Genomic DNA, 15,143 nt, shown 5'->3' with positions numbered 1-15,143 from the left:
AACGGGGATGGTGCCGAGATCTATAGCATGACCGACCAGGGGAACATCCCCAATGCCCAGGTCGCGACCCAATTGACCAAGACCGGTTATGTGCTGGAAGCCTCCATCCCCCTCACCTTCTTCTATAAGATCCAGGTGGGTCCGGGAAAGACCATTGCTTTTGATGTGGCCCTGGACGACATCGGGAACGCTGGAAAGACCAGGGGTATCCAATTGGCTTGGTCCCGGAGCGACAAAAGCTGGCAGGATCCCTCGGGGTGGGGAACCCTGAAATTTTCCGGGAATACGCTCTTCGTGAACAATGCGCCCAAGCAAGCGATGCCGGGCGCCCAATCGGTCGAAGTGGACCCCATGGCCGGAAAGAAGGAGGCTTCCACCGATGGCGAGTTGTTATGGGGATTCAACGGGGATCTGGGCGGGTTCGAAGGAAAGGTCTCCCAGGAAGGCACCACCCTGACGGAGGGAACGGGAGCTTTGAGGATCGATACGGACGGCTCCCAAGGTTGGAACCAGAACCTGGCGGTTTGCTCGGCGGTCCCCAAGCCGGCGGATTGGGAGAACTTCAAGGCGTTGACCTTCGACATTTATTACCAGTCGGGCGCACTGGCCAAAGCCAATTACGGTGAGCTTTATATCATCACCCAGAGCCCCGCCAACAGTTGGAATGAGATCAAGATGAAGATGAAGGAAGGGTGGAACCATGTCCGTCAGGATGTGGATTCCAGCCAATTCAAGGGTGGTGTGACGAAGGTTTACCTGGTCTTCAATTCGGGCGGGCCGATCCAGGGATCGGTGGTGCTGGATAACGTGCGCGGGGTCCTGAAAGGCGCCCCTTCCGTCCTGAAAGGGAAGGTTTCCGCCAAAGCGGGCGGGAAACCGATCGCCGGTGCTTTGGTCGCCGTGGCCAAGAAGCTGGTCAAGACCGACTCGCAAGGCCGTTTCCAGCTGGAACTTCCGGAGGATACCTATAACGTCGAGGTGTTCGCGGCGGGGTTCAAAAGCTTCAAACAACAGGTACAGGTCGCGGCCTCGAAGACCTCCGATTGGAACGCATTGTTGGAAGGCGATTCGGCCGGTGTCAAAAAGGCATCCGTGGACGTCTTCTTCGACCGCAAGCCCATCCGGACGATCAATCCTCATTATATCTACGGCAACAATATCGCGGCCTGGCACGATCCCAAATGGTTCACTGATCCGACGGCGATGAAGGAGATCGACGACATCACTTCCTATATCCGCGTGCCGGGCGGCGCCTATGGGAACATCTGGCGATGGAAGACGAGCGAGTCGCTCCAGAAGGACGGGAAGACGGTCCAAACGGTCTGGCCTTTCGGCTGGCCACAGATGGTGGATTTCATCAAGCGGGTCCCGGATGGGGAACCCCTTATGATCGCCAATATCATGACCATGGATGTCCAGAACACATTGGACTGGATCGCGGACGCCAAGGCCCAGGGCCTCAAGGTGAAGTATGTCGAGCTCGGGAACGAGCCGGATTACGAAGCGGACCTTCAGTACAACGGTCACAACCAATATTGGACCGTGATCGATAATTACTGCAGGCACTACCTGGAGTTCGCGAAGGCGATCAAGGCCCAATACCCCGATATCAAATTGATGGGACCCACTCCGGCCCAGTTCCAGAACCACGAAAGAAAGGAAGGATCCCCTTGGTTGGCCCCCGAAACAGCACCTTGGTGGGTGGAGGGTTTCCTCGAGAAGTGTGGTCCTTATGTGGACGTCGTCTCGGTCCACACCTATCCCTATTGGAGCAACGATAGCGATTCGAACCTGCTTTCCAAGACCTCTCTTTGGGCCGAGTACATCCCGAAGATCCGTGCGGCCATTGCCAAGAATATCCCGGACCGCGCGGACAAGATCGAGATCGCGGTCAGTGAATGGAATTCGGGGGACGAGACCCCCACGACCGCCAAACTGATCAATGGGATCTTTTGCGCCGACTACCTGGCCCAGATGATGCTTTGGGGGGTGAACCAGACGAACATTTGGGACCTTTACACCCAGAAGCCAGGCCAAGGGGGTGGTCATGGGATCATCGACCCGAACAACGATCCGGACCGTCCTTTCGCACCCCGGTCGTCCTATTGGGCCTTGTACCTCATGGAGCATCACTTCGGGACGACCTTGTACCAGGCGGTCTCCAGCACGGAGGATCTCTCGTCCTATGCGAGCACGGCCGGAGGGAAAAAGTACCTTCTTTTCATCAATCGTTCCCCCAAATTCGCCTATCGGACGGTCGTGAACTTGGGGGCGGCCCAGAAAAAGGCCTCGAAACTGGATTTTTATCAGTTAAGCTCCAAGGAATATCAGTGGAGCGAGAACCTCTACCGGGCAGTGATCAATTCGGGTCCATCCCATTTGAAGGGTTCCACTGCCACAAAAGGGCGTTTTGAATACAGTTTTCCGCCCTATTCGATCACTTGTGTCGAGGTCACACCTTAAAAATAGCCTTGGATAATGGCCTTGGAGGGCCAAAAACCGTGTGATAAATTGGCCCTCCAGGTTTGGTCCTTGAAAGTCTCCGAAGGAGCTCGGCCGAGCGGCCGGGCCCCGGTTTTCATGGCCCTTTCCGAAGGTGGATGACCGGTGGCCTGTTTCCTTCCGCATCTCCCTAGCCTCCAGCAGGACATGATCAAGGGAGCCTCCCCAGGTGGCCGAAGATAAAGCCGTCCTCATCAAGACCGCATACTCCTACTATCAAAAAGGGGATTGGGACCGGGCGATCGAGGAATACCACAAGCTCGCCGACCTGGACCCCAAGGACCTGAACGTCCACAACATGTTGGCGGACATTTACGCCAAAAAGGGCGACGTCCAGGAAGCCCTCCAGCAATACGACCTGGTCGCCCAGGGATTCGACCAAAAGAACCAGGTCGACAAGGTACTGCAGGTCTACAAACGCATGCTGAAGATCGTCCCGAACGATCCGGACCTCCTGGTGGCCGTCAAGAACCTGATGGAAAAATACCTCACGCGGGCTTCCGAGTTGGAGGAGACCGAGTCGGACAAGGCCCTGGAGATCTACCGTTCGGTGATCAAAGCCGAACCCCTGAGGGTGGAGGCCAATCTTCGGCTGGCAAGGCTCCTCGCCCAAAAGGACAAGAAATTCGAGGGTGTGGAAACCCTCTTGAACCTGATCCAAAACCTGGATCCCGAGACCCAGACGGGAAGGATCGTCGAGGTCCTGCAGGCCGTCATCGAGATGGATCCGATGAACATCGAGGCCCGGGAAAAGCTGATCGCACTTTTCATCAAGGCCCGTCAGAACGAAGGGGCGGTCAAGAGCCTCCAGGATCTGATCGAGATCTACATCAGCAAGAACGACCTCCAAAAGGCCGAAGCGGCCGCCCAAAAATCGATCGACCTAGGGGACCTCAACACCTTCTATCACCTGGGTGTCATCTATTTCAATCAACAGAAATACCAGGAGAGCCGGACCTCTTTCGAACGATTCCTTCGACAACAGGAAGGACATGTCGGGGCCTTGAAATACCTGGCTTTATCCCACTTGCGGATGGACCAACAGCAGGAGGCGGTGAAGGTCTATCTCCGGATCCTGGATGTCTATTTCAATGAGAACCTTTTGGATGAGGCGCGTGAGGTGCGGCAAACGATCCAGGAACTGGATCCGAACAACGAGGAAGTGACCCGCTATCCCCTGGAGCAACCGGTGCCGGTCTACGAGGAGTCCCCGGCCCAGGAACTCGCCGGAACGGAAACTCCGGATCCTGGAGCGGCCGAAGCGGGGGAAAAACAGGCCCTTCTGGAGCACGCGGAAGCCTTCACGGAAAAGGGCTTCTACGAACAAGCGATCGACGTTTATCTGGAAATGCTGAAGAGATGGCCCCAAATGCCAGAAATACGCATCCGGCTCCAACAGGTCTATGCATTGGTCGCCAAAGCGGCGGAACCCGCCGAACGTTTCCCCGACCCTGAACAATTGCGCCAATCGCTGGAAAAGGAGCTTCGGGAACAAATGCGCCGTGAACTTGAGGAACAGGCGCGGTTGGCACAGGAAAAACAACGGGAGATCGAGGCGAAAAGGGAGGAAGACCAGGTCCGATTGAAGCAGGAGTTGGAGAACAAACTTTTGGAGCAGGTGCAAAAGTCGAAGGAAGAGGACCTTCGCAAGAGAATGGCCCAGGAATTCGAGGAGGACCAGCGCCGGTTGTCCCGCGAGAAGGAGCTCCTGGAAAGGGAAAAACAGGAGTCCGTGAAGATGGCGCAGGTCAGCCGGGACCAGGAGGAGTCGTTCCGGCAGCAATTGACCCGGGAGTACGAGGAAAGACAGAAGATTTTGTCGGTCGAACTGGACCGTCTGGAGAAGGAAAAAGAGGATTCGATCCGGAAAATGAAACAGGAACTGGAGGATACAAGGGCGGGTCTTGAGGCAAAACTGCGTGACCAAATGGAACGTGAGATCCGCGAGAAGCTCGAAAGGGAAACCCAACGGGAAGCCCAGATGAAAGAGTTGATGAAGGCCCAAAAAGAGGATCTTCTTGCCGAACAAAAAGAGAAGGAACGGTTCGAGGCGCAAAAACGGGAGCAGGAGATCGCCCGGGCGAAGATCAACCAAGAGATCCATCAGGGGATGGAGAGGTTGAGACTTGAAAAGGAAAAGGCTTCCATGAACCAAAAGACCCCGACCCTCAATCAACCCCCAACCCCGCCTCAGCCCGTGGTCAAAACCGCCGTTGAACCCCAGGAGAACCTGGAAGACCCGTTCGTCCGTCAGACCCTGGCCGATATTTATGCAAAGCAAGGCCTCTATCTGGAAGCCTTGAAGATCTATGAGAGGATCCTGACCGAGGAGCCGAATAATGAAGAGGTCAGGGAAAAATTGAGGGATATCCTTCGTCTGAAGGGCATCTAGTTCGATAAATTTAACGTTTAATCAAGGGTCATGGCCGGGAGTGGATGCCGATTTAGGCACCAATTTTTGTGATGATTGTGGTATTTTTACCGATGTCTTCGTAATCCCAATTCCGAGAGGTGCTTTCCCATGAAGGTTTTCCGACAAGTTTTGATGCCGTTCCTTTTAACCGGTTCAATCTTGGCGGTCTTTTATCCAGGCTGTACACGGCAGATCGCGGTCCCAGTTGGTCCCCTTGTCAACACGAACACTCCAACGGACACCTTTAGCCCCACGGGTACCTTCACAGCCACCTTGACCGCAACTCCGACCTTCACGTTCACTTCGACCTTTAGCTTCACGCCAACCATAACGAATACGCCGAGTGGGCCGACCGCTACCTTCACGAGCACAGGTACACCTACGAACACTGCCACTGCCACCAATACGTTTACGGTCACCAATACATTTACCAATACATTCACCCCTACGAATACCGTCACACCGACTTTCACCCCTACACCAACGCCTGATTTCGGTTTAATCGATGATTTTGAGGGGACCGGTGGAGCGCCCAGTGATTTGGATCAGCTTTACGTACTCCAGGACCAAGCAAGCCACTGGCGCGACGGTTATTGGTTCTCCTTCGACAGTGCTACCAATATCAGCATGAATACGGCGGCAACGGGTCACGCTGGTTCCGGAGTGGAGGCCATGGGCAACTTGCCTACCAATGCGGATTACGCCGGCTTCGGATTCAGTTTCACCAATACGAGCTCGCCTGGGTGCACTAACAACTGTGGCATCACCTATTACGACGGAACCGTGGCCGGTTACACGGGGATCAGTTTCTGGGCCAAAGTTGGATCCAAAGCAGCGTCGATCTGCAGTAATGCCCAACCGGTGAATGTGGACCTGGTGGACAACGTCGGCGATCACCTGGTCTCCATCCCTCTGACGACCACTTGGACCCAATTCACCATCTATTACAACCAAGTGGCGGGACTTACCCCCACATCGCTCTACCAGATAGTTTGGAAGCCGGTCAACACCATGAGTTCGGGCACCATTACATACGACATCTTCGTCGACGATATTCGATTCGTTTCAACTGCCAACCCGGCGCCGACGGCTACCCCGGCGGCCATGGTGGATGACCTTGAGAACGGCGACAACGAGGCCATCACCGCCACTGGTTTTACGGGATGCTATTGGTATACCTACAATGACGGTTCCGGTGGGACCAATTGTCCCTTGGATGGGGTGTCGGGCGGCACCTTCTTCCCGAGCGCCATCACGGACCATTTGTCGGGGGTTGGGAATCCAAGTTACTGGGCCTGTGAATACACGGGATCGGGCTTTACATCATGGGGTTCTGGGGTCGGGTTGGGACTTCCGAACAGCAAGAACTATGACCTGACCCGAGGTGGCACCATCACCAAGATACAGTTCATTGCAAAGGCGGCCGCAACTACCAGTGTTAGGTTCAAGATCCCTGACAACCAGGCCGATGGTTCGGACAATCATGGAAAGGATCTGAGCTTCACTACCTCGTGGGCGACCTTCGGCCCCTATACATTGGACAACGCGACCTTTGCTCAGCAAGGGTGGGGCACGGTCACGACCTTCAGTCCGCAGACGGCCTCCGATCTCCAATGGCAGCTGGCAGCGAGCGCCAATTACGACATTCTGGTGGACAACATTACCCTCTTGCCCTGATCCGCGTCCTGCGAAAGCCCGCTCCTCAAAAGGGGCGGGCTTTTTTGTTTTTGGGCAACTTGAAATACATTTTTGAAAACCTCAGAATCAATCCATGAACTTTGAATTGGCTTCGGACTACAAACCCAAGGGCGATCAACCCAAAGCCATTGAGGAACTTTCACGGAATTTGGAGCAGGGTCAAACTTCCCAAACCCTCTTGGGCGTGACCGGCTCTGGCAAGACCTTTACCATGGCCCAGGTCATCCAAAAGGTCCAACGACCGGCCCTCATCATCTCCCACAACAAGACCCTCGCGGCCCAGCTCTATAGTGAGTTCAAGGAGTTCTTCCCAAAGAACGCGGTGGCCTATTTCGTCAGCTACTACGATTACTATCAGCCGGAAGCCTATCTCCCGACGACGGACACCTTCATCGAGAAGGACGCCTCCATCAACATGGAGTTGGATCGGCTGCGGCTGGAGGCAACGGCCCTGCTCCAGGAACGCCGGGATGTCATTATTGTGGCCTCGGTTTCATGTATCTACGGTTTAGGGTCGCCGGAAAATTACCAAAAGATGCATTTGGTCGTCCGGGAGGGGCAGGAAGTTCCGCGGACCGATTTCCTCAAGGGTCTGGTGGATATCCAATATGCCCGGAACGATATCGATTTCAGCCGGGGTAAATTCCGGGTCAAGGGCGATGTGATCGAGATATTCCCGGCTTACGGCGAGAACCCCTTCCGTATCGAATTCTTCGGCGACGAGGTCGAGAAGATCTCCGAGATAGACCCGGTGACCGGTAAGGCCATCAACCATCGGACGGTCCTGGCCATTTATCCCGCCAAACATTATGTGGTGCCTCATAACGTGCTACAGGGGGCTGTTTTCAATATACGGGAGGAACTCCGGACAAGGTTGCAAGAGCTCAAGAAGGCGGACAAATTGGTGGAAGCTCAACGGTTGGAACAGCGCACGCTGTACGACCTGGAGATGATCGAAGAGATGGGATATTGCACCGGGATCGAGAATTACAGCCGTCATTTCGATGGCCGCCAGCCAGGACAGCCGCCCTATACCTTGATGGATTACTTTCCCAAGGATTACCTGACCTTCATCGACGAGTCCCACGCGACCTTGCCTCAATTGAGGGCCATGTTCAATGGCGATCACGCCCGGAAAAGGAACCTGGTGGACTACGGTTTTCGCTTGCCTTGTGCCTTCGACAACCGCCCCCTTCGTTTCGAGGAATTCGAGAAGAAGACAGGCCAGATCATTTATGTTTCGGCCACTCCTTCGGAATACGAATTGAAGAGGTCCAATGGAAGGGTTGTCGAGCAGATCATCCGTCCTACCGGCCTCATGGACCCGGAGGTGGAGATACGGCCCGCCGTTACCCAGGTGGACGACCTCATCGGGGAGGTACGGGACCGGGTCAAGAAGCAACAGCGGGTATTGGTGACGACCCTTACCAAGAAAATGGCCGAAGACCTGTCCAATTACCTGAAACAATTGAACGTCAAGGTGGCCTACCTTCATTCGGATGTGGAGACCTTGGACCGAATCCGTATCATCCGGGACCTTCGGTTGGGTACTTACGACGTTTTGGTCGGGGTGAATCTCCTTCGGGAAGGGTTGGACCTTCCGGAGGTCAGTTTGGTGGCCATTTTGGACGCCGATAAGGAAGGGTTCCTTCGATCCGAAGTGTCCTTGATGCAGACCGCCGGCCGTGCGGCCCGGAACGTGGAAGGGAAGGTCCTTTTTTATGCCGACAAAAGCACCGAATCCATCCGGAAGACCGTGGCGGAGACCCAACGCCGCCGAGCCTTACAAGCTGAATATAACAAGGCCCATGGCATTACTCCCGCCACCGTCAAAAAACAGATCCGGGAACTGTTGACCACGGTCTATGAAGCCGACTATTACACGGTTCCCATAGCCGCCGAATCCCGGGATGAGGTGTATTTGTTGCCTGAGGCCATCCCGCGTAAGATCGTGGCGCTCGAGAAGGAGATGGTGCAGTTCGCCCAAAAGTATGAATATGAAAAGGCCGCCGAACTGCGGGATCAGATCAGGCAGTTGAGGGAAAGGATCAAGAGCCCGACTTGATTTCGACGATGGGCCGCCTTTCTCTGCGATCGAGGTTTTAATTGTCCTCAAATGAAAATGCATCCGACCTTGAGAGGCTAAAGGCCCGCTCCGCATCCTTTCCGGATTCACCGGGGGTCTATCTGTTCAAAGGACCCGGGGATAAGGTCCTTTATGTCGGCAAGGCACTTTCACTCAAAAAGAGGACCTCCTCCTATTTCAATCAAAAAGGGCTCGAAAGCCCCAAGGTCCGTGCTCTGGTTTTCCAGGCGAAACAATTGGATTTCGTCCTAACGGCCGATGAGAACGAAGCGCTCCTCTTGGAGAGCAACCTCATCAAGAAGCATCATCCCCGCTATAACGTCCTGTTGCGGGACGATAAAAGCTATCCCTATTTGAAGTTGACGACGTTCGAGGATTTTCCTCGGGTCCTCATCTCTCGGCGGCCTTCCGGCGATGGAGCCAAATATTACGGTCCTTATCCCAACCTCAAACTCCGGGAGATCGTGAAGATGATCTACCGCTATTTCAACATCCGGGATTGCGATTTGGACATCGACGGGCGCGCGGAAAAGGCCTGTTTGAGCTACCAGATCAAACAATGTCCCGCCCCTTGTGTCGGGTTGATCCAGAAAGCGGCTTATGGACAGTTGGTCAAGCGGGTCCAATGGTTCCTCGAGGGAAAACACGATGACCTGATGGATCATGTGCGGAGCGAAATGTTGAAGGCCTCGGAGCGCCAGGAATATGAGGAGGCCGCCAAGCTCCGGGACCTTTTGGAATCCATTTCCCAAATGCAGCGCAATTATGCCGTGCTCAGTCCGGATAAGAAAGATGTGGACGTCTTCGCCTTGGCCATGGGCTTGGGCAAGGTGTTCGTTTCCGTCATTCAAGTGCGCCAAGGCAAGGTGATCGGCCATATCAAGTTGCAGGTCGAGAATGAATTGGAGGAAACACTGGAAAATGTCTTTCCTATCTTCCTTCGTCAATATTACTTGCCGGGGATGTTCCTTCCGGATGAGGTGCTCGTTCCACGGGATTGGGCCTGTGAGCCATCGCTCGAAAGGTGGTTGACAGTCCAGAAGGGATCGGACGTTCGTATCCAGTGTGCTGAAAAGGATTGGCGCAAGGATTTGATGGGGATGGCCGAACAGAATGTGCTGGCCGCCTTGAAAGAGGAAACACAACGGACGAACATTCTGAAAGAGATCCAAGAACTATTGGGCCTGAAAAATCTGCCGCGGGGGATCGCTTGTTTCGACATTTCGACCCTTCAGGGATCTTATACGGTCGGCTCCGCCGTTTTTTTTCGTGATGGGGCGCCTGAAAAAGACCGGTATCGGAAGTTCAGGATCAAGGAATTGGAAGGACAGGATGATTTTCGTTCCCACCAGGAGATGATGCGGCGCTATTTAAAACTCCTGGAAAGGGAGGGAAATCAACCTCCGGACCTCTTCCTGATCGATGGAGGTAAAGGACAGCTCAGTGCCGTTCGAGCGGTGTTGGATTCGGAGCTTAAAAAGGGATATGGTTTGGCCTCCTTGGCCAAACGCGAGGAAGAGGTCTTTGTTCCTGAGCGATCCACCCCAGTGGATTTCAGGGGTCATTTAAAAGCCCGCCATCTGCTTCAACGTGTTCGGGATGAGTCCCACCGATTCGCGATCGGTTACCACCGGACCCTTCGGGACCGGCAGGTCCTGACTTCTTTACTCCAAAAGGTCCATGGGATCGGTCCAGCCCGTGTGAGAGCCCTTTTAAATCAATTTGGTTCGCTCCAAGGCATCCAAAAGGCCCCTCTCGAGGACTTGGCAACCGCCCCCGGTCTTTCGCGGGAACTCTCTCAAAAACTCTTCGATTTCCTGCATTCTTCAGATCGGTGATCATCCGCTCCAGGCTTTCCCTGAACGTCCCAGCTTGGTTGTCAAAATTCCTACAAATGTCCCCTGAGGTGTTATTATTTAGGCATTGCGTCAATTTAATGACGGTTTTACCTAGGCCCCGATGGACCCAAAACCTTCTCAATTTAAGGGAAGTGTACTGGCCGAACTGGTCAGTCGGACCCTCTTTGTCGGGGTAGTGATCCTCTTCGTTTATGGCAGTTTCACTTATTTCATTTCCAAGAAGACATTCGACGAAGAGATGGGGGACCGGTTGATCGCCATCGCCCGATTGACGACCGGACAGCTTCGAAGCGACTGGTTGCCGTTCCTGACCGAAAAGGGCGAACTATACGGAAAGTTCCGGCAGTTCCTGGTCCAAAAGAAGAACGAAAGCCAAGCCCGCAACATCTTCATTTCGGATTCTTCGGGGCATGTCCTTGCGGATGCCAACGGTCAGTTCGAGTTCCAAGAAAGGAATTGGCTTCTGGACCTCGATCGGGAACCTTTCCAGAAGGCGTTGGCCGGAACACCGTCGGTCTCCATCCTTTTTCCTGAGAACGATGGGGGGATCTATAAGATCGGTTATTCACCCATCTTCCGGGACGGTCAGGTGATCGGCGTCCTGGGAGTGGAAGCCAATGCCCATTTCATGGATGGATTGAACCGTTTCGCGAAGGTGCTGTTCAGCCTCGGTCTGATCTGTCTCCTACTGATGGGAGGGCTCCTTTTGGCCTTTGGAAGAAGGTTCATTCTGCCCATCGAAGAGATGGCGAAAGCGTCCCAGCGGATATCGGAAGGCGATTTCAGCCAAAGGGTTTCCATTTCCTCCACCAACGAATTGGGCGCCCTCGCCTACGCTTTCAACGAGATGACCCAAAGGCTCCAAAGCCACAACGAATACATCCTTGAAAGCATGTCCAACGGCCTTTTGGTCCTAGACCTGAATGGTATCGTGACATCCTTCAACCAAGCCGCGTCCGAGATCCTGGGCCTGGGCAAGGACCGTGTCCTGGGAGGGCGGTTCGAGGATGTTTTCAAGGATGTTCCGGTCTTCCTACGCGCCCTTCAAGAGGCCCAGCTCCGCCATCAGGTATTGGAGAACCGGGAGATCAACTTGTCCGAGGAGGAGCCCAAGTTCCTGCAGATCCGGAGCGCCCCCCTCTTGGGCCCGGATTCGAGGGAGTTGGGAACGGAGGTCCTCTTCACGGACGAGACACCCTTGCGGAAGCTCCAGACCCGGATCAAGACGGCCGAGAAAATGGCCACGATCGGCGAATTGGCCGCCGGTATCGCCCATGAGATCCGGAATCCCCTTGGGGCAATGAAAGGTTTCACCGAGATCCTGCAAAAGAAGGTCGTCAATGTGCCGGGGGCGAAGGAAATGGTCATGGACATCGCCTCGGAGATCGAGATCCTGAACAAGATCGTCACGAACTTCCTCGTGTTCGCCAAACCGACGGCTGTGGACGCCCAGGATGCCGATCTGGCCGAGGCGGTCGCCGGCGTGGTCCCTTTGGTTGAACAGGAGGCTGCGGTCCGGAAGGTCACCCTCCATCTCGAAAAAGGAAACGGAATGTCCCTTCCGTTGGACGTGGACCAATTCCGTCGAGCCATGCTGAACCTGGCCCTGAACGCAGTCCAAGCTTCGCCGCCCGGGAGTGAGGTTTGGATCGTGATCCGGGAATTCTCCCGTCCAGCTTTGGCCGCCTTCCTGAAAAGGGAGGGATGGGGTGATCCATCCTACGACGAGACCGTCCCGGATTGGGCCATGGTCTCCGTCCAAGACCGTGGTCCGGGAATGAACCCGGAGAGCCTGAAGCGGCTGTTCACGCCTTTTTTCACGACGAAAACGGAGGGATTCGGATTGGGTCTCTCCATCACCAAGAAGATCGTAGAGGCGCTCGGGGGGACCGTGATCGCGGCCAACCGTCCGGGGGGCGGGGCCCAATTCGCCATCTTATTGCCGTTGGGCGAGACCAAAGAGGAGGGAATGTCATGAGCACGATCCTGATCGTGGACGACAAATCCAGCATGCGCAAGGTCCTGAAACAGACCTTGGAGACGGACCAGAAGAACATCCTGGAAGCGGAGGATGGCGAAAAGGCCTTGGAGATCATCAAGTCCAAGCACGTGGACCTGGTCATCACCGACATCAAGATGCCCAAACTGGACGGGATGAACCTCCTGAAAATGATCAAGGAACTCGATACCGAGATCGTGGTCATCATCATGACGGCTTATGGGACCATTGAGACGGCGGTGGAGGCCATGAAACTGGGTGCCTACGACTACATTACCAAGCCTTTTTCCACCGAGCAGGTCAAGATCACCGTGGAAAAGGCCATCGAGCGCCAGAAGCTCCTTTACGAGAACAAATACCTGAGGGAGAAGCTCAATGACCAATACAACTACAAGCGGATCGTGGGGAACAGCCCGGCCATGCAACCGGTCTATGAGCTTATCGAGAAGGTGGCGCCGACCGATACGGCGGTCCTGGTCCGCGGCGAGTCCGGAACGGGAAAGGAGCTGGTGGCCCATGCCATTCACTTCAACAGCCGCCGGAAGGAAAAACCCTTCATCAAGGTGAATTGCGCCGTCCTGGCCGAAGGAGTCCTGGAAAGCGAGCTTTTTGGCCACGAAAAAGGGTCCTTTACCGGGGCGGCCGGCAAACGGATCGGCCGTTTTGAATTGGCCAATGGCGGCTCCATCTTCCTCGATGAGATCGGGGACATCAGTCTTTCCACTCAGGTCAAGCTCCTGCGGGTCCTCCAGGAAAAGGAGTTCGAGCGGGTCGGCGGGACCGAAAGCATCAAGGCGGATGTGCGCGTGGTAGCCGCCACGAACAAGAACCTGGAAGAGGCCATCAAAAAGGGACAGTTCCGGGAGGATCTCTTTTTCAGGCTCAACGTCATCCCGATCCAGGTCCCACCCTTGCGGGAAAGGCGGGAGGACATCGAGCGTTTGGCCGGCCATTTTCTGGGACGTTACAGCCAGGAGGCCAACAAGAAGATCGCGCGGATCGATAAAAAGGCGCTGGACCTCCTGGCCCGCTACAACTGGCCCGGGAATGTGCGGGAACTGGAGAACGCCATCCAACGTGCTGTCGTCCTCGCCGATTCGGACACCATTTTCCCCTCGAACCTTCCCTTGGATATCCAGACCTTCCAAAAAGACGACCTTCTTCATCAGCTGAGGGATGACGCCAGCTTGACCGAAAAGGTCGAAAATTATGAGAAAGAACTGATCCTTAAGGCGATGGAAAAAGCGGGACATGTGCAGACCAAGGCGGCGAAACTTTTGGAGATCAACCGGACGGCCCTGATCTATAAGCTTAAAAAATATGGATTGTTGTCGGATGCCAACGAAGGGGCCGAAAAAGCCGAATGAGACCTTTGCGCTACCTGATCCTTTTTTGGGTGGGATTGTCCTGGAACCTTCTGGGGGCGACCCCGGAGATGAGTCCCTCGCCAACCGTCGGCCTTTCGGCCGCCCAATGGGAGGAGGCTTTTGCCCGTTTCGAGACGTCCTTTGCCCTGCAAACGGCCAGGTTGAATGACCTGAGGAAAGGGATGGACAAGGGGCAAAGCACGACCCAGGAACTGAACGCCCAAGTGGACCATATCCGGAACGGGAAGGAACCGGGTGTTTTCGACCAAGCGCGGCTGAACCATCTTTTGAACGAATTGAAGGACCAACTGGAAAGGAACGCGGCCCTCCAACGGCAATGGACGGATGTCCAAAAGGACCAAGAGCAAAAAGGGCTCTCGCTGATCTCGATGCTCAATGACCGGATCGAAGGTCTTTTGGAAAATCCCGGGTCGGCCGAAGGCGACCCCGCGGCCTTGCTGGCGAACCTGGCCCATTTCGCCCAGAAAAGGCGGCAGGTCCAGGAGGCGCTCGACCGTTATCGAACGAAGAGGGAAAAGACCAAGACTCCGCCTCTTTCCGCCTTCCGGGACCTTGGTGCGAACGATCCCGAAAGCCTGGAAATGACCTTGGACCTTTTGCGGGAGCGCCAAAAAGCGCTCCAGGAAGAGGACCAAAGATTGTCCATCGAGATCGATGGGATCCAGGAAGAGCTGAGCCTCCAACGGAAGATGAAGGATTTCCTGGCGGGGATCAAGCGCCTGAACCAGGACTCAGGGGCGCCTCCGGAGAGTTCCGAACGGACCAGTCTTTCCCGCCTCTATGGCGGAAAGAGCGCCGAACGATTGGCCGGCCGCCTCGTCCAATTGAAATCGGCCCTCTTAAAGAACCGTTCCACCCGCGAACAGATCACCCAACTCATCTCCCAAATTCAGGAAAAGAGCAATTCCTCGAAGGAAAGGAAAACGCAATGAAATGGATCATCCTAGGGGCCCTTTTGGCCTTGGGCCCCATGCCGTTGGGGGCCCAAGAAAACGGAGCCTCCACCTTGGTCGGAAAGCTCCTGTTGGACCCGGTGGTCGTCGGGTTCCGCTATGACGACAATGTGCTCCGATCGGTCAGCTCCTCGAACCGGTTGGCCGACGGGATCTATTCGCTCAACCTGGGAGGGACCGGGACCTTGGAAGTGGGGCGATTGCGGATGGAGGGCGTCTATCAACTGGGCGACGATCAATATCAG

9 protein-coding genes are annotated in these 15,143 nt (G+C 55.1%); all 9 read left to right on the top strand.

All coding sequences use genetic code 11. The annotated features are described in order from the left end of the window. A partial coding sequence (locus VHE12_10570; protein HVZ81220.1) for a carboxypeptidase regulatory-like domain-containing protein occupies positions 1-2,463 on the top strand: 2,463 nt, incomplete at its 5' end. A gap of 208 nt (positions 2,464-2,671) precedes the next feature. Beyond that, positions 2,672-4,894: a tetratricopeptide repeat protein gene (locus tag VHE12_10565; GenBank protein ID HVZ81219.1), complete on the top strand. Its 2,223-nt coding sequence runs from the start codon at positions 2,672-2,674 to the stop codon at positions 4,892-4,894. 180 nt (positions 4,895-5,074) lie between these two features. Beyond that, on the top strand, positions 5,075-6,592 hold the full coding sequence (locus tag VHE12_10560) for a hypothetical protein (protein ID HVZ81218.1): 1,518 nt from the start codon (positions 5,075-5,077) through the stop codon (positions 6,590-6,592). A gap of 94 nt (positions 6,593-6,686) precedes the next feature. Further along, on the top strand, positions 6,687-8,678 hold the full coding sequence (gene uvrB, locus VHE12_10555; GenBank protein HVZ81217.1) for an excinuclease ABC subunit UvrB: 1,992 nt from the start codon (positions 6,687-6,689) through the stop codon (positions 8,676-8,678). A gap of 41 nt (positions 8,679-8,719) precedes the next feature. Continuing rightward, positions 8,720-10,537, top strand: a complete 1,818-nt coding sequence (gene uvrC, locus VHE12_10550; GenBank protein ID HVZ81216.1) for an excinuclease ABC subunit UvrC — start codon at positions 8,720-8,722, stop codon at positions 10,535-10,537. 121 nt (positions 10,538-10,658) lie between these two features. Next, positions 10,659-12,536: an ATP-binding protein gene (locus VHE12_10545; protein HVZ81215.1), complete on the top strand. Its 1,878-nt coding sequence runs from the start codon at positions 10,659-10,661 to the stop codon at positions 12,534-12,536. Beyond that, entirely contained in the window at positions 12,533-13,924 is a 1,392-nt protein-coding gene (locus tag VHE12_10540; protein HVZ81214.1) for a sigma-54 dependent transcriptional regulator, read from the top strand. Before VHE12_10545 ends, VHE12_10540 begins: the two co-directional genes overlap by 4 nt. Further along, positions 13,921-14,877, top strand: a complete 957-nt coding sequence (locus VHE12_10535; protein HVZ81213.1) for a hypothetical protein — start codon at positions 13,921-13,923, stop codon at positions 14,875-14,877. Before VHE12_10540 ends, VHE12_10535 begins: the two co-directional genes overlap by 4 nt. Next, on the top strand, positions 14,874-15,143 hold a 270-nt coding region (locus tag VHE12_10530), incomplete at its 3' end, for a hypothetical protein (protein ID HVZ81212.1). The genes VHE12_10535 and VHE12_10530, both read left to right, overlap by 4 nt.

Source organism: bacterium (assembly GCA_035549195.1).
In the GTDB taxonomy this organism is placed as follows: Bacteria; Oederibacteriota; Muellerivitia; order Muellerivitales; family Muellerivitaceae; genus DASZRK01.
The sequence above is the reverse complement of the archived record's forward strand: the minus strand, read 5'-3'. Positions and strand labels throughout refer to the sequence as shown.

What these genes read in the sequence shown, in the direction of transcription:
- VHE12_10545 (HVZ81215.1), top strand. Translation starts at nt 10,659, where the DNA reads ATGGACCCAAAACCTTCTCAATTTAAGGGAAGTGTACTGGCCGAACTG.
- uvrB (HVZ81217.1), top strand. Translation starts at nt 6,687, where the DNA reads ATGAACTTTGAATTGGCTTCGGACTACAAACCCAAGGGCGATCAACCC.
- VHE12_10535 (HVZ81213.1), top strand. Translation starts at nt 13,921, where the DNA reads ATGAGACCTTTGCGCTACCTGATCCTTTTTTGGGTGGGATTGTCCTGG.
- VHE12_10540 (HVZ81214.1), top strand. Translation starts at nt 12,533, where the DNA reads ATGAGCACGATCCTGATCGTGGACGACAAATCCAGCATGCGCAAGGTC.